Source organism: Bradyrhizobium sp. CB2312 (genome assembly GCF_029714425.1).
Lineage (GTDB): Bacteria > Pseudomonadota > Alphaproteobacteria > Rhizobiales > Xanthobacteraceae > Bradyrhizobium.
Window position 1 is genome coordinate 4,645,616 of sequence record NZ_CP121668.1, and the last position, 15,960, is coordinate 4,661,575.

At 60.3% G+C, this 15,960-nt stretch carries 12 protein-coding genes and 4 pseudogenes; 7 read left to right on the forward strand and 9 right to left on the reverse strand.

From position 1 onward, the window contains the following. Window positions 1–100: 100 nt before the first annotated feature. Entirely contained in the window at window positions 101–865 is a 765-nt protein-coding gene (locus QA642_RS22875) for a carbonic anhydrase (RefSeq protein WP_283086610.1), read from the forward strand. A 793-nt stretch (window positions 866–1,658) separates the two neighbouring features. Here the strand turns inward: QA642_RS22875 and QA642_RS22880 are convergent. Then, window positions 1,659–2,261 (reverse strand): annotated as a pseudogene (locus QA642_RS22880) (transposase); the annotation flags it as partial. 163 nt (window positions 2,262–2,424) lie between these two features. On the opposite strand from QA642_RS22880, the gene istA (QA642_RS22885) reads away from it, so the two are divergent. Next, window positions 2,425–3,975 (forward strand): IS21 family transposase, encoded by a 1,551-nt coding sequence (gene istA / locus QA642_RS22885; protein WP_283084030.1) that lies wholly within the window; start codon window positions 2,425–2,427, stop codon window positions 3,973–3,975. Next, window positions 3,972–4,782: pseudogene (gene istB / locus QA642_RS22890) on the forward strand (IS21-like element helper ATPase IstB). The gene istA (QA642_RS22885) and the pseudogene istB (QA642_RS22890) overlap by 4 nt, the downstream one beginning before the upstream one ends. A 128-nt stretch (window positions 4,783–4,910) precedes the next feature. Here the strand turns inward: istB (QA642_RS22890) and QA642_RS22895 are convergent. Continuing rightward, window positions 4,911–5,641: pseudogene (locus QA642_RS22895) on the reverse strand (transposase); the annotation flags it as partial. A gap of 338 nt (window positions 5,642–5,979) precedes the next feature. Here QA642_RS22895 and QA642_RS22900 point away from each other — a divergent pair. Continuing rightward, the gene (locus QA642_RS22900; protein WP_283086611.1) at window positions 5,980–6,405 is read left to right on the forward strand and encodes a hypothetical protein; all 426 of its coding nucleotides are present in this window, start codon (window positions 5,980–5,982) and stop codon (window positions 6,403–6,405) included. 26 nt (window positions 6,406–6,431) lie between these two features. Then, window positions 6,432–6,566: a hypothetical protein gene (locus QA642_RS22905; RefSeq protein WP_283086612.1), complete on the forward strand. Its 135-nt coding sequence runs from the start codon at window positions 6,432–6,434 to the stop codon at window positions 6,564–6,566. A gap of 381 nt (window positions 6,567–6,947) precedes the next feature. On the opposite strand, the gene QA642_RS22910 is transcribed toward QA642_RS22905, so the two are convergent. Further along, window positions 6,948–7,673: a Crp/Fnr family transcriptional regulator gene (locus QA642_RS22910; protein ID WP_283086613.1), complete on the reverse strand. Its 726-nt coding sequence runs from the start codon at window positions 7,671–7,673 to the stop codon at window positions 6,948–6,950. Window positions 7,674–8,384: 711 nt separating this feature from the next. On the opposite strand from QA642_RS22910, the gene QA642_RS22915 reads away from it, so the two are divergent. Further along, window positions 8,385–10,142: a radical SAM protein gene (locus QA642_RS22915; protein WP_283086614.1), complete on the forward strand. Its 1,758-nt coding sequence runs from the start codon at window positions 8,385–8,387 to the stop codon at window positions 10,140–10,142. 14 nt (window positions 10,143–10,156) lie between these two features. Beyond that, complete coding sequence (locus QA642_RS22920) at window positions 10,157–10,510, forward strand: hypothetical protein (protein ID WP_283086615.1); 354 nt, start codon at window positions 10,157–10,159, stop codon at window positions 10,508–10,510. Window positions 10,511–10,700: 190 nt separating this feature from the next. Here QA642_RS22920 and QA642_RS22925 read toward each other — a convergent pair whose 3' ends face one another. The 6 genes and pseudogenes from QA642_RS22925 to QA642_RS22950 all read right to left on the reverse strand — a co-directional run bounded on the left by QA642_RS22925 (window position 10,701) and on the right by QA642_RS22950 (window position 15,923). Beyond that, window positions 10,701–11,963, reverse strand: coding sequence for a site-specific integrase (locus QA642_RS22925; RefSeq protein WP_283086616.1), 1,263 nt, complete (start codon window positions 11,961–11,963; stop codon window positions 10,701–10,703). 56 nt (window positions 11,964–12,019) lie between these two features. Continuing rightward, on the reverse strand, window positions 12,020–12,763 hold the full coding sequence (gene istB / locus QA642_RS22930) for an IS21-like element helper ATPase IstB (RefSeq protein WP_271597274.1): 744 nt from the start codon (window positions 12,761–12,763) through the stop codon (window positions 12,020–12,022). Window positions 12,764–12,774: 11 nt separating this feature from the next. After that, window positions 12,775–14,306: pseudogene (istA, locus tag QA642_RS22935) on the reverse strand (IS21 family transposase). Between the two features lie 140 nt (window positions 14,307–14,446). Continuing rightward, window positions 14,447–14,668 (reverse strand): hypothetical protein, encoded by a 222-nt coding sequence (locus tag QA642_RS22940; protein ID WP_283086617.1) that lies wholly within the window; start codon window positions 14,666–14,668, stop codon window positions 14,447–14,449. 166 nt (window positions 14,669–14,834) lie between these two features. Continuing rightward, window positions 14,835–15,164 (reverse strand): hypothetical protein, encoded by a 330-nt coding sequence (locus QA642_RS22945; protein ID WP_283086618.1) that lies wholly within the window; start codon window positions 15,162–15,164, stop codon window positions 14,835–14,837. A gap of 126 nt (window positions 15,165–15,290) precedes the next feature. Beyond that, window positions 15,291–15,923 carry a TetR/AcrR family transcriptional regulator gene (locus QA642_RS22950; protein WP_283086619.1) on the reverse strand — a complete coding sequence of 211 codons (633 nt, stop codon included), beginning with the start codon at window positions 15,921–15,923 and terminating at the stop codon, window positions 15,291–15,293. Between the last annotated feature and the right edge of the window lie 37 nt (window positions 15,924–15,960).

Below are 15,960 nucleotides of genomic sequence, written 5' to 3' on the forward strand. Positions count from 1 at the left end.
CGTGCCATGAGCATGAGGAGAACCTTTCAAGGCCGGGACGATACATCAGCAGTCCTAACTGACGTGACTCGATGCGAACGTGAGACACAAGGAGGCACAGATGAAACCTACGGACATTTCCGCCCAAGCCGTTGGTATGGCCTGCCGCTGTGATTGCGGCTCTATCGAGCCAAGGGGCCATGAGAAGCATGCCGATCTGGCGCGTCGCAGCTTTCTGCGCAACGCCATCGCCGGCACGGCTGTAGCGCTGGCAGGCGCGACGGTCATTCACGCTCTGCCCGCATTGGCGCAGAGCACATTGACGCCCGAGGCTGCACTCAAGGCGTTAATGGACGGCAACCAACGCTATGTCGCCGGACAACTCCAGTCCCTCAATGACGACCTTTCGATTCTCAAGGCCAAAACAGTCGAGAAGCAGGAGCCGTTTGCCGCGGTTCTATCCTGCGCGGACTCACGGGTGCCGGTGGAGTTTGTCTTCGACCAGAGCATCGGCCAAATCTTCGTCGTCCGTGTAGCCGGGAACGTAACTACGCCCGAGATCACGGCGAGTCTCGAATATGGCGTCGCCGTTCTGGGCACCAGAGTCATCGTCGTGCTAGGGCACGGCAATTGCGGTGCGGTCAAGGCAACCATTGAAGGCAAGGCTGTGCCTGGCCAGATCAGCGTCCTTTACGCCCCCATCCAGCCGGCGGTGGTCGCCGCGGGCGGCAACCTCGACGCTGCCATCGACGCCAACGCCAGGGTGCAGGCGACCCTGCTCAGCGAGGCATCCCCCGTCATCGCCGCAGCGATCAAGGAGGGAAAGCTGATGGTCGTAGCGGCCCGCTACGACATCATGAGCGGAAACGTCTTGCTGCTCACCTAAGCTTCGAATCTAGGCCACGTGCGATGCGCCCCTATGCTCGTCCTCGTCGTCGGGGGCACGTCAAGCGCCTACATGTTTCTGGGCCTCAGCCTTGTCGCGGTACTGATAACGATGGGCCTAGCCTGCCTTGTGTACGTTCCGTTCGCTAAGCGCTACGGACGGGGCAATGAGGGGCGTCTCACGAGACATCTCAGTCGTCCGCCATTCGAAGATGAAAGCCGCAGAGCCAGTTAGGCATGAGAGCGAACGTACCCTGAAGGAACAGGGATGATTGTTTCAGAGCAGATCCGAGTTTGGCGGTTTCGAGTGCGAGGCTTTGCGGTTGCTGGAGCTGTATGTCTCGCCCTGATTTTCTTGCTGAAGACTCTCGATCCAAGCGAGTTCGTGACAAGCTTCATTCGTCCGCTTGTTCTGCTTCTGGTCTTCCTTTGGCTGTGCGGGCTATATTGCACCTACCGATATTGGAAAGATTTTAGAGAAGATGAAGTACGGCGCGGCGGATCAGAGGAAACCGCTCGCGCAAAATGGCATAAACTGCACCCGCCCCCTGGCTAGATGCTGGGTGGGACGCTTTGGGTCACAAGCGGCTGTCGGAGCAAAAGCGGCCCTGCTTCCGGTTTCACCCCCAATACCCCGACATCACAATGGTCTCAGCCTTGTTCACAATGATCTCAGCCTTGTTCGGCTCAGGGCCGATTCTGTTGAAAAAGGCCAGCAGTATTTCGTTGCAATAGCTCAGTCGCGACGTGGGCCGAACTGCTCTACCGACCCTATGCGAGCCTCGGGTGGGCATTGGGATCAGCTTGGCCATCTTTCGAAGGTTCTGGGCAGTGGCTGCGAGGGTGAACTCGTCACGCGCACCGTTTGGACCTCGTAAACGCAAACGATCGAGCTTGAGAATGCGCTCGAGGTGAGCGAACAACATCTCGATTTTCTTGCGGCACCGGCGCGAGGTGCCTCCCTCCCACGATCTCGCGATCTGGCGCGCCATGTCGCGAGCGCCTTCGTAGATCGAGCGCGGCACCCTCCGTGATGCCTGCTTGGGACAACACTGAGCCTTCAATGCGCATCGATCACAATCGTGCTTGCTGGCGAGGTAGAGCATGGTGGCACCGTCATTCACCAACGTTCCGGTCGTGGTAAGAACTTTGCCACCAGGGCAACGATAGATGTCGCCAGCATGGTCATAGGTGAAGTCGTCGCGCGAGAAGATACCGTCTGTGCGTGCCGACTTGTCGAAGACTGTAACGTGCGGCTCGATGCCGTGCTCATAGACCAGCCAAGCGAGCATCTCGGCCGAGCCATAGCCGCTGTCACCGAGGAGCCGGCCCGGATAGAGATCAAACTGCTCCAGCGAGCGCTCAATCATGCGCTTAGCGGCCAATACCTCGGCCTGGCTGTCGCGCGGCGATCAGGATGGAAGGCAGCGTCAATCAAGGTGAGAGAGTTTCGCTGGGCTCGTGACGTAGGGAGGGCGTAGCCCGACCGGAGTTACGAGCCCGGCGTCGGCGCGATCCCGAGGAGGACCGCGCCGACTGGTGATCGCGGCCGGCGGGGTTATGCAAGTGGTTCTTCCGCCAAGAGGAATCACTCGCGTGCCCGGCCGACACATCACAGATCACCAGATGAGGCTCTACATGAAGTACCGTCAGACCGATAGCCCGCCAGTGGCGGCGGCCAAGGCATCATTCAGTGCGTCGACCGCCTATCGGATCGAGAGAGACCCCCGATTTCCATCGCAAAGGAAGGCGCCCCGCGGCCGGCGACGGCCGGACCCGCTGAGCGACGTGTTCGAGACCGAGATCGTCCCGATCTTGAAGGCGGCACCTGGCTTACGGCCGGTGGCGGTGTTCGAGGAGATGCTACGGCGTCATCCGGATCTCGGCAGCGGTATCCGTCGTACCCTGGAACGTCGGATCCGTGCATGGCGGGCGATCCACGGCGAGGAGCAGGAGGTGATCTTCCGCCAAACCCACGAGCCTGGCCAACTCGGCCTCTCCGACTTCACAGACATGGACGAGTTGGGTGTTACGATTGCGGGTGCACCGCTCGATCATCGTCTCTATCACTTCCGTTTGGCCTATTGCGGGTTCGAGCACGCCCATGTCGTGCTTGGCGGCGAGAGCTTTGTTGCCTTGGCCGAAGGCCTGCAGAATGCCCTCTGGTCGCTCGGTGGGGCGCCGCGGGAGCATCGGACCGACAGTCTGTCGGCCGCATTCTGCAATCTCGATCGTGATGCACGGGACGATCTGACGCAGCGATACGAGGCCCTTTGTGCCCATTACGGCATGCGGCCTTCCCGCAACAATCGAGGTGTTGCTCACGAGAATGGTTCGATCGAAGGGCCCCACGGTCATCTCAAGCGAGCAATCGCGGATGCCTTGCTGCTGCGCGGAACTGTCGACTTCGATGATCTTGCCACCTATCGCGGCTTCATCGACGAGATCGTCAGCCGCCGTAATGCCCGCAACGCCAAGCGGATCGATAGCGAGCGCGTGGTGTTGCAGGAGCTGCCCGATCGGCGCACCTCCGACTACGAAGAGGTGATCGTCCGCGTGACATCGTCCGGCGGCTTCACCCTGCGCAAGGTGTTCTACACGGTGCCATCGCGCCTGATCGGTCACCGGCTGCGGGTGCGCCTTTACGATGATCGTCTCGACGTGTTCGTCGGCGGCACCCATCTCGTCACCCTGCCGCGTGGGCGGCCGCATCCCAATGGCAAGTACGACCAGGTCGTCGATTATCGGCACGTGATCCATTCCCTGCGGCGCAAGCCGATGGCGCTTCTCAATCTGGTCTACCGAGATCGGCTGTTCCCGCGCGATGCCTATCGGAAGACCTTCGATCGCTTGCGCGAACGCTTGCCGGACAAAAAAGCCTGCCGGATCATGGTCGATCTCCTCGCGCTCGCTCATGAACGCGGCTGCGAGACCGAACTCGCCGATCAGCTCACCGCCGACCTCGAGGCCGGCCGACTGCCCGACCTCAACCGGCTACGTGCTCACTTCGCCCCCGATCCCGCCAACCTGCCGAACGTCGTGGTGCAGCTCGTGCCGCTTGCGACCTACGAATGCCTCATCGGTACCGCCGAGACCGGAGGTGCCGCATGAGCGTAACGAACACGGTGGATGCCGCGCGCCTCAATCTGTTGCTCAATGAGCTCCGGCTGCCTGCCATCAAGGTGCTGTGGGCGCAATTTGCCGAACAGTCCGAAGGAAGGCTGGCCGGCCGGCCGCTTCCTCGCGACCATCGCCGAGCACGAGATCGCCGAACGCGGCCGCCGTCGGATCGAACGACACCTTGTCGAAGCACGTTTGCCCGCCGGAAAGACCTTCGACAGCTTCGACTTCGAAGCCGTGCCGATGATCTCGAAGGCGCAGGTGATGGCGCTCGCCGCCGGTGACAGCTGGCTGGGCAAGGGCGCCAATTTGCTGTTGTTCGGCCCGCCCGGCGGCGGAAAGAGCCACTTGGCGGCAGCGATTGGCCTGGCCCTCATCGAGAACGGATGGCGCGTCCTCTTCACCCGGACCACCGATCTCGTGCAGAAGCTCCAGCTAGCGCGACGCGAGCTTAACCTCGAGGCGGCCATCAATCGTCTCGATCGCTTCGATCTCCTGATTCTTGATGATCTCGCTTACGTCACCAAGGATCAGGCCGAGACCAGCGTGCTGTTCGAGCTCATCAGTGCACGCTACGAGCGCCGCTCGATGCTGATCACCGCCAATCAGCCATTCGGCGAATGGAACAGGGTCTTCCCGGATCCCGCCATGACCCTCGCCGCTATCGATCGCCTCGTTCACCACGCCACCATCGTCGAGATGAACGTCGAGAGCTATCGCAGACGGACCGCCCTCGAACGAAAACGCGGTCCAGGACGGCCGCCATCGCACGCGACACCTAAAACCGTGGCTGATTGACGCTGCGCGACAATCAGAGTTCAACAAAACTCTTGCGCGCGACAATCATCGCGGCAATCATCATCAGGCCGCGACACTGCCTCGCCATCCTGATCGCCGCGCACTTCCTACCCAGATTGCCGCGCTACAGCCTGGCGGATTGCCGTCGTTGCCTCAACATCGACGATGATCGCGTTCTCGATGTCGATCAGGTAGTTCGTCGAATAGGCGAAAAAGGCTTGGCCGCCGTGCGCCCCCGTCCAGCGCGTCGCCGGATCAGAGGGCGATACGAACTTCGGGGTAACCTCGGTCGCGGCTCCGAACGCGGCATCATCCAGGACAGCCAGATACTCATCGATTGCTCGGCCAGCAGCATCCGGCGGAAGTCCCTTATCGCCTTCGAGTCCCTTCTGCCGATTGGCGTCGGCCTTGATGAGGCTCGCATCGACTGCAAATCCTTCACCGCCGACCAGTCGCTCCTCGATGCAGCGGCGCAACGCTCTCGAACACGCGACGGAAGAGATCGCTCTGCCGAAAGCGGCCATGCCTGTTCTTGGAGAATGCCGAATGATCCGGCACCGTCCCTTCCAGACCGAGCCGGCAGAACCACCGGTACGCCAAATTGAGGTGAACCTCATCGCACAGGCGTCGCTCTGACCGGATGCCGAAGCAGTAGCCGATCAGGAGCATCCGGATCATCAGCTCGGGATCACTCGAAGGCCGGCCGATGCTGCTGTAGAACGGCGCCAAGTCTTGCCTGATCCTCTTGCAGATCGACAAACCTGTCGACCGATCTCAAGAGATGGTCGGAGGGAATATGCTTCTCCAGCGAGAACTCATAGAACAACGCAGCCTGTTCGACTTGCTGATGCCCCATCATGATCTTCAGTCCTGCCAATTAGACAGACTGAATCACTGCTATCCTTGAGTCGCAACCGCCGCCTTTTTCAACAAAATCGGCCAAGAGGCGACATTAAGGAGTCTGCTTGGACACCGCAGGGACGCATTCGGCCATGTCAGGACTAGAGGCGGAGATGTCAAGGCGCTCCATGCCAGCCGATCAGATCCGGCTAAAAGGGCTTCACGTCCGCCGACGGTGATGCGATGGCTTGTACGAGCGATAGATTGGTGGAAATATCCCTGCCATACCTGGGAGGATGCGCCCACTTGGTTTCGGTGTACAGTTCGTGCGATCGCCTACTTTGCAGGAGGTAAGCCATGAACAGGTTCTATGCTCTCGCATCCGTTGGGTTCTGCGTAGCTTCGGCAGCGCTCATCACGTCGGCATCGGCTCTTCCAACGGAGGAAGTCCCGAAGATCGAACCAGAGTACATCGCCAAGGTGAAGACCGCCGCCCCGCAGTCGGTCGTGAATAACGCGACGATCACCATGACGCAGCCGGATGGGTCTTCTAAGACCGTCCAAACCGGATCGAACGATTTTACGTGCTTTATCGGAAATGACGGAACGCCCGAATGCGATGATCAGAACGCCATGGAATGGCGCAAAGCTCTACAGGCCAAACAGGAGCCGCCGAACAAGATCGGTCTGATTTCATGCTGGCCGGGGACACCGGCACGAGCAATCATGATCATGCCGAACGGCACACGCACAAGCACTGGGTCCAGACCGGCCCGCACGTGATGATTGTCGGGGGCGCAGCACGTGAGATGCTCAGTCCCTATCCGCGCGATCTGGACGTCAAGGACGCGACCCAGCCTTACGTCATGTTCCCCGGCAAACCCAATGAGCACCTGATGATCCCGGTGCACTCGCAAGAGCTAACCACGGGCAGCGCGCGGTGACGCGCGTGGACGCCGCCGTGCCTTCGAGACCAGCGGCACGGCGGCGAACGTCAGCTTGAAGCTCCGATGGCCTAAAGTCGAGTTGATCGGCTGCACGGCGACACACGTTGCTATGTCGGAGTCGGGTCAAAATGCGAAGAACTCAGGCTAGCAAATCTGATCCGCTCTGCCGCCATGAGCGACCTCCGCCAAGCGAGGCGCAACTTCGCCGATGGGCCAGAAGGCGACATGTCTGCCCCAAAAAGGTCAGTAGCTGAGTCGGCCCTGCGCCGCGCCGCCCTCTCAGCCCCCCTTGCGTGCCTTGGCCGGCGATGCGTGCACTAGAAGTCGCTGGTACTGTGCGAAGTTGCCACGGCCTAGTTAGTACGTGCCAGAGTCGGACTAAATTCTGCGTGTGTCATCATCAATGTGCAAATAATCGGCATTGAACTCTGCAAGGGTTTCGAGTTCACCACGATTGAGCAGCAACACTTCGCCCTTTTTCCACTCGATCAAACCACGAGATCGAAGCTCTTGGACCATCCGGTTGACATGCACAACCGATAGGCCGCAAGCGTCCGCCATGTTCTGCTGGGTGAATGGGAACTCGAAACTGTTGTTTCGCAAGAGACCGACCACTTCAAGGCGGAATGCAAGCTCACAGAAAAGGTGAGCGATCCTCGACAAGGCTGAAAGCGTTCCAAGGACTGCAACCCACTCCCGGAATACAGCACCATCTGTCAAAGTATCTCGCCAAAAAACATGAGTAAGCGGCGCGGATGATGTCAGCAGGCTGTGCAGATCCGAGTGCGGAATAAACGCCACTGTCGAAGGCCCCACGCTGCAAAGATCATGGTCCATGCGCGGGAGGTGCAGAGTGTGCAAATCGGGAATATCGCCTGGAACGTACAGTGCGAGAATTTGCGATCGGCTGCCAACTATCTTTTGGCGAAAAACATACCCGCTTACGACCGCGCCGCAGTGAGTGGCCGTATCTCCCTCGCGTAATATGTATTCGCCGTCAGCGAACTGCTTCAACTTAATGGGTAGTCCCAACAGTTGATCGCGCTCCATTGGGGACAAGTCATTAACAGCCTGTAAGCGGCCGATCAGCCTTTCGAGTGACATCTTGTAGCCCCGCCTGAAGTTCAGGGAATTACCGTCTTCCTCCACTGAAGCAAGGTAGCACTAGCAGCCCCGCGAGACCAAGTGCGCCCAAAATTGTTCCGACCTCCACAACAGAATCAAGACCCTGGAAGAAACGCAGGCACCCTGGACTAAGTGGCTGCCAGCTCCAGAACGTCCCTCAGGGTCACGAGCGGCGGCGGGTGCCAACGTGGCCCCGCGTCCGTTCTGCCGCCGATAACTGTCGTGGCAACGGCCCCCGACCTTGTTCGGCTAAGGGGATATCCGGCTGATGCAGCGCAGCAAACATTGTCGCCTAACATTTGAAGATTGAGCGGGGTCGAGGCGCCAAAGGTCAATACTTCTCCTACAATGCCAAGTCGCCATGTGGTAGAGATCGGCATAACTTGCGCGCAAGAGCGACATGCTCAAACGTTCTTAATGTGTGATTCCGAACACCTGACATATGCGCGCAAAATAACGGAAGCCGTTCCATTTATTAGAGCACATAACTGCACAACATTTCACGTCGTTGCTGGTGGGATGTGTCATGCGCGCCATTTTTTGGATTGCGGCACAGGTATTGGCGGCGGTCTGCGCGGTCGCGATAGTGCTGTCGGTTATAGGCGCGGACAGCGATAGCATAGCGCACGGCGCTTCTGTTGCTGGGTTAATTGTTGCGGCCAGATCTTTGGTGAGACGACTGAGGGCTTCATGATGAGTGGCCCCGCCCTGGATGCGATCTTTATCCGATTGGACCGACGGTCCGTCTACATTCCACGACCGCCGCCGAGCGAGCAGCTTGGTCTGCTTTACGTGGCGACCGCAGCGGCGACTGCGGGATTCAATGTCGAAGTTTTTGATTCGCCGGCGCTAACCCTCGACGGTCTCATCGAACAGATTGGGATCGCAAGACCTAACCTCGTCGGATTTTACGTTGACCACGAGAACGTTCACGCGACAATTTCACTGGGACAGCGAATAAAGGAGCATTGCTCAACGACAAAGCTGGTCGCCGGCGGCCCACAAGCTAGGGAGTGGGATGAGCGAATTGTGGATGCGGGTTTCGATGTAGCCGTACGATGCGAAGGCGAGCAGGTGATCGAATCTTTGATCCGCTGGAGTCGCGGAGACCGCGAAGATCTGTCAGACATGCGTGGAGTGACGTGGGCATCAAACGGACGAACTCTCCGCAACCTCGACGCACCGGCGATTGACCTTGACCAGCTTCCTATCCCCGACCGGCTTCTCAATCTCGAACATAAGACGCCGAGCGGCACTGAAAGCATCATTACGGGGCGCGGCTGTCCTTTCCGATGCACCTTCTGCTATGAGGGACGCCCCGAGGCGAAATATCGAGCGCGTTCGCTCGACAACGTTCTCGCGGAACTCGAGTTTCTCGTCACGAAAAGGGCAGCGCGCTACATATCAGTGCTGGACGATGTGTTTACGCTGAATGCGAAGCGAGTGATTGCATTTGCCGAAGGCGTAAAGGATATAAAGAGGCGAACGGGCGCTGATTTTGTTTGGTTTTGCGAGGCGCGCGCAGACATCATCGTGAAACGGCCGGACATGGTCCATGCTTGTGTGGATGCTGGTTTGGTCAGGATGCAGATAGGTATGGAGACTGGCAGCCAGGTTGTCCTGGACGCGTACAACAAGCAATTGCAAGTTGAAGATACCGCGCGGGCCGTCGAGATCTGCCGCGATGCGGATGTTCTTTCGATGATCGGTAATTTCATCGTCGGTGGTGCGTGGGAAACTCATGAAACTGCGGAAATTACCCGCGACTTCGCCGCAAATTTGATCGAGCTGGCACCGGGCCGCGTCGACATAACGTCCACACTCTTTACACCGTATCCGGGTACGCCAATGCATGATCATCCCGATCGATTTGGTTTAGAGGTTCTCGACCCGGATTGCGTAACCGGTCCCGGCGACAATTATCCATTTGCGCGCACAGAGGCGCTGTCACAGTGGGATATTGTGGAACTGCGACAAAAACTTATTCATAGAGTGGACGAGAGCATGAAGAAGCATGGCCGATCCGTGCCGACAGAGTTGGGGGACCGGCACTTTCGTGCCTACCACTACTATGGCCTGCGCACAAACTGGTTCGATCATTTCTGTCAAAATTTTGCTTCGTACAATTATTTCGGAATGCCAGCGGCAAGTGTCGATATTCTACGTATGCACGATGTGACGAGCGACAAGCTACTGGATCTAAAGCCCATTCGAACTGTGGTGCTGGGGACAACGATTGATGGAAGTTTCATAGTTGATACAGGTTACGAGCGCCTGCAACTCGGGCGGGTTAGTGGGGCACTCTATGAATTGTGCGCAGGAAAGCTTCGCCTTCGAGAGATCGTGAGAACTCTCAAGAAGCGGAGTCTTCTTGAGACGGCAAGCGAAGCGGTCGACTTGTTGGCGACTTTTGACGCCAACCGACTGGTCGTTTTCAGTAAATACTAATGGCGAGGAGAACGATGGTGTCAGGTTCAACCGCGCAGACAGAACTCCGCGTCCTTTCTGAAGAAGAATGGAGCGCTGCAATCGCCGCAAATCGCGTGCGCGGCAGCGACCAGCGTTCACTCATGACGCATATTATCCCTAGCGTCGGCCCCGGTAGTACCGAAAAGATCGATGTCGTCTTTTTCTTCGCGATCCCCGCGACGCTGGCGTATGAGGTCATTGCGGTCGTCGCGGGCGTGGTCGCTGGCGACATCGTCGGCAACAAATCGAAGGAACGATTCCTTCCGTCTAATGGTTTCAGCGTAGTTACGCTCCCGCCTATCCCGGTAACGAAGTCGCTAGCACCACACCGTGGGACTCCCGGTTGAATAGTAGTGCCTCGGCGTTTCTGAGAGTCGGCGGCCGACTGTCGAACTTCTGACATGGTGACCGCCGCGCGAATCAGCGCAAGCAGGTTGCATTGACGTATACCCTGCAACCGGTCGGTGCCGTAGCGGCCGTGCTGCGTTATCCTACCTTTCCAACATGAATTTGCGGAGCTTCCGACGTCAGGACTCGCTATTTCCCGTTCAGCGCAGCAGCGATCTTGCCGCCGATTGCCTCAACGGCACGGCGGGCCGCCTCGTCCGCGAGGTGGGCATATCGCTGTGTCGTGCTCGGATCGGCGTGCCCGAGCAGGGTACCAATAACAGGCAGGCCCATCTGGTCACCAATCCCAACGCTGGCAAAGCTGTGCCGCAGGTCGTGGATCCTGACGCCGGTCACGCCGGCCCGCTTGCAAATGGCTGTCCATGGGCGCTTCAGGTCTGCGCGCGGCTTCTCATTCTTGGTCCCCGCCGATTCTCCCGCAATCACAAACGCGCCCAGCTTGGTAAGGGATCTGATGATATCGACAGCGGCAGTCGGTAGGTAAATCGTCTTCTTGCCGGTCTTAGAGTCGGGCAGGCGTAGGACGCCGCGCTCCAGGTCAACTTCATCCCAGCGCAGGTGCAGAATTTCCCGCAATCGACCGCCCGTGAGCATGAGCAGTCTGACAGCGGCGGTTGCGTAAGGTGACATCTTTACAAGCTGCCCAACAGGCGCGTGCTTGGCGTCGCCGGCATCTACCGGAAGGCCAACAGTCTCGGCCTCTATCATCGCGTTGCCAATTGCCAGCAGCTCGGCGGTGGTCAGATAGCGCTCACGGCCTTCCTCTTCATTCAGTTTCGCGCCAGATGCCGGATTCATGCCTTCAGGCACATGACCATGGCGCGAGCCCCAGCCGTAGGCCGCAGATACGAGCTTGATGGCCCGATTAGCCGATACGCGGGCCTCGCGCGTCATCAGGGCGTGTGCGCGCTGTACATCTACCCTTGTCAGGACCGCCGCTTTTGTTGTGCCCAGCCGAGGCTCAACGTGCTTCTTGAGCAACATGCGATAGAGGTTGGCGGTCGACGCCTTCTTGTGCTCCTGGACGTACTCGTCGATGTATTTCGAGACCAGCGCTTTAACGGTCAGGCTTGCCCGCTCGTCGCTCCGATTTTGAGCAAGGTCTTTTCCCAGCGCGGCGTTGGCAATCGCCTTGCGGGCCGCCTCGCGGGCCTCATTGGCCTTCAGGGTGCCAACCCGCCCTAGCTTCTGCGGATTCCGACGAAGTCGCCCGGGTGTACCGATATGAAGTCGCCCGGGGATTCCGAGACGATGTCGCCCACCTTTCCGATTTGATCTCGCCCGGGAGCGAGGCATTCTGGCCGATAGATTTTCTGGCATTGGGCGAGCCGGGCGGTCAACCCGGAATCGCGGCTTGAACTCTTCTGTTTCTGTTGCGGTTGCTGTGGGCATGTGGGCAACGCCTTGGCGTTGTCCAAGCGCAGCGGCATGTCCACAGGGCGACGGGCTCAGGTCTTTCGGGCGGGTTGCCGGCTTCGGCGCAGGCTCTCACCGGTGAGGTCGAGCCGATGGGCATTGTGGACGAGGCGATCGAGCACGGCGTCGGCATAGGTGGGATCTCCAATGAGCAGATGCCACTGGTCCACGGGGAGCTGGCTGGTGACGATGGTGGAGCGATGACCGTAGCGATCTTCGAGGATTTCCAGGAGGTCGTGACGGGCGCCGGCATCGAGCGGCTCGAGCCCCCAATCATCGAGGATCAGCAGATCGACACGGCCAAGGCCGCGCAACAGGCGTGGATGGCGACCGTCGCCGCGGGCGAGCGCCAGATCGTCGAACAGGCGCGGGACGCGCTGATAGAGCACGGAGCGATTGTCGCGACAGGCCTTGTGGCCGAGCGCCGAGGCGAGCCAACTCTTGCCGACGCCGGCCGGGCCGCAGATCAGGAGATTGACGTGGTCGTCGATCCAGCGGCCCTCGACAAGCTTGGCGAACAGCGGACGGTCGAGACCGCGCGGGGTGCGGTAGTCGATGTCCTCGACGCACGCCTGCTGGCGCAGCTTGGCGTAGCGCAGGCGGGTGGCGAGCCGTTTGTCGTGCCGCAGCGAGGCTTCACGTTCGAGCAGCAGAGCAAGCCATTCGGCGTGACCGAGGCTTGCGGCCTCACCGGTGGCTTCGATGTCGGCGAAGGCCTTGGCCATGCCGTGGAGGCCGAGGGCGTTGAGGCGGTCGAGGGTCGGATGGGTGAGCAAGGGATGATCTCCTAATTGTAGTAGCGCGGTCCGCGGATGTTGGCATGCAGGATCGGCGCATCGTCCGCGGAGCGCTGGTGAGCAGGACGCCGATCGAGATTATTGGCGAGGATCGACTTGACCGAGCCATAGGTGCGCGCGCCGATGTCGATCGCCCGCGCAGCCGCGGCGTCCAGCCGTTCGCGCCCATAGGAGGCGGCGAGCCTGAGGATGCCGAGGCAGGCGCGGAAGCCTTGCTCGGGGTGCGAGCGCTCGTCGAGAATGAGGTCGCACAACGCGCTGGTCGCCGGCCCGATCGCGGCGGCGTCCTGGCGGATACGCGCGATGGTCCAGCCGGCGTAGCGCCGATGGCTGGAGGCCATGTGCTCCGGCACGGTGGTGTGTTTGTGATTGCCGCTCATGCGCTGATGCGCGGCGATCCGCTCGCCCTTGTGGAAGATCTCGACGGTGCGGGCCGTGAACCGCACCTCGACCTCGGCGCGGGCGAAGCGATGCGGAACGCTGTAGTAATGCTTCTCCACCTCGACGTGGTAATCGAGACTGACGCGGCGGATTCGCCACTCGGCGAGGACGTAGGGGACACCGGCAATGGCTTGAGCGCCGGCCGGTCGACCTCCTCGAGCAACCGGCGGCGTGTCACGCCGAGCCGTCGGATCGGCCGTTCCTCGTTCAGCCTCGTGAGCAGTTCGCCGATCGCCGCATTGACCTCGGCCAGGCTGTAGAAGGTGCGATGACGCAGGCGACCGAGCAGCCAGCGCTCGACGATGAGGACGGCCTGCTCGACCTTGGCCTTGTCGCGCGGCTTGCGCGGCCGCGCCGGCAAGATGGCGGTGCCGTAATGCGCCGCCATCTCCGCATAGGTACGATTGATCTGCGGGTCGTACAGGCTCGCCTTGATGACCGCGACCTTGGTGTTGTCGGGCACCAGCAGCGCCGGTATGCCGCCGATCGCCGCGAAGGCGCCAACATGGGCGCTGATCCAGTCGGCGAGCCCCTGCGTCCACGTCGCCTGCGCGTAGGTGAAGCTCGATGCGCCGAGCACGGCGACGAAGATCTGCGCCGTTCTGCGCTCACCGGTCAGGCGGTCGACCACCACCGGCACGCCATCGCCGGCGTAGTCGACAAACAGCTTGTCGCCAGCCACATGGGCCTGGCGCATCGTCACCGACAGACGGCCCTCCCAGGCGCGGTAGAGCTCACAGAAGCGCGAGTACCGGTATCCGCCGGGCTCGGTGGCGATATATTCCTCCCACAGGATCGACAGCGTCACGTGCTTGCGTTTGAGCTCGCGGTGCACCGTCGCCCAGTCGGGCTCGGCGATGCGGCGGTGACCCTGACGGTTGCCATTGCCGGTCTTAGCGAACAGGCGAAGTTCCAGAACCGTGTCGGTGACGTCGTCTGGCAACGGCCAGCTCAAGCCCGCGGCCTCGAACCGCCGGAGCGCCAGCCGCACCGTCGAGGGTGCCGCCCCCACCCGTCGCGCAATCTCGCGGCTCGGCAGCCCGGCCGCCTTCATTCTGATCACATCGCGCACACGGCGCATCGCAAGCCTCTCCGTCGGCATCCAGGTCCCCTTCGCAAAGCCGAAAGGGTTGACCCTATGGGAGCCAGAAGAGGTCTCGTCACCCGGGCGACATCATCCCGGAATGGTGGGCGACATCATCTCGGAACGGGCGGGCGACTTCAAATCGGAATGGTGGGCGAGATCATCTCGGAATGGTGGGCGACATCGAGCGGAATCCGCACTAGCTTCAGCCGCTTCTTGGATCCTCCGGCCACAGGGCGGAACTCCGCGAAGTAGGTGCCGGTGCCTGTAGTCGTCCTGTAGAAACCGAAACCGGCTAGGTCGTCGTCGAAATAGTAGGTCGTCTTGTTCGGAACGGCCGCCTTCATCAGCGCCGCCACGCTGTCGCTCGAAATTCTGATCGTTGCCATGCCCCACCAAATTATAGCCAGTATGTAGCCAGTAGTCTGGCTGTAGACTTGCAAAAGGCAAGTGGTCATTGGTTGGATGGTGTTTGATTTGCCAAGCTTTTTTGTGCTCTATCCAACGCCAGAAATGGCTATAAAACTAGTCGTTTATAACTGGGAGACTAGGGGTCGGAGGTTCAAATCCTCTCGCTCCGACCATTTTCTTCTCAAATGGACCAAAGCTTTGCGCGATCGCAGCGCTGTGCGGGCACTGCTGCTCGGGCAGAGGCTTGCCACGGGTCCAGGTCCGGACGGCAAAGGCGAGCTGGCGCGGTCCCATCGCATCCACGATCGAGGCCTGTGCGCTTTCGAGTCGCCTGGCGAACCCGCTGGCGCTCAGGTCCAGCGTTGCGTCGGCGGCCAGCAGGGCCACCGACAGGAACGCAATCGATCCGGCAACGGCTATCGCCTTCCATTCTGGTGACTGCATTAGCTGACTTTCTCAGGTATTTTGCCGCTCGCCGGATAGGTGGGGCTTTTTCGCCAAGTTCAAGCCCTCGACCAGGCTCGCGCACGCGTTCTTGAAGTGCGACAAATCTGTAACAGGTGGCTCGTGCTACCCGGACGGACGCAAGTAGCCCACCACCATCCTTGTCGTCTCGTCCACCAGCGTCTTCACCGTCTTGTCGGACTGCATCTCGGCCTGGTGCAGCACCGTGTTGTGCGCCACCGCCTCGATCGCGCTGACGCAGATGAAGGTCGCCATATCGAGGTCGATCTTGCGCATCTCCTTGCGACGGCTTTCGAAATAGGCGCGCACGAGGGCGTGGACCTCGTGATTGAAGGCCTCGACTTCGGCAAGCCGCCCCGAGCGCGGGATCTGCTCGGCGAGGACGCGATGCAGGTTCGGATCGATGTGATGGGCCTCGATCGCGACGGTGACGAGCCGACGCACCGCCTTCTCGACCGGCATGTCCGCGACCTCGACGAAGGCGGCGCGGACGATTTGCATGATCTCGTCGTTGTGACGGTCGATCACGGCGGCGACCAGCGCCTCCTTGCTCGGAAAGTACTGGTAGAGCGAGCCGACACTGACGCCGGCGATTTCGGCGATGCGGTTGGTGCTGGCCTTCTCAAAGCCTTCACGGACCAGAATGCGAGCAGTCGCCTCGACCAATGCGTCGACGGTGGCGCGGGATCGCTCCTGCGAGGCATTTTTCCGGGGTTTTGTGGGCGGTTTGCGGGCCACGGCCTTGTGATCCGAATGCGAGTAGGAAAAGCGAGTG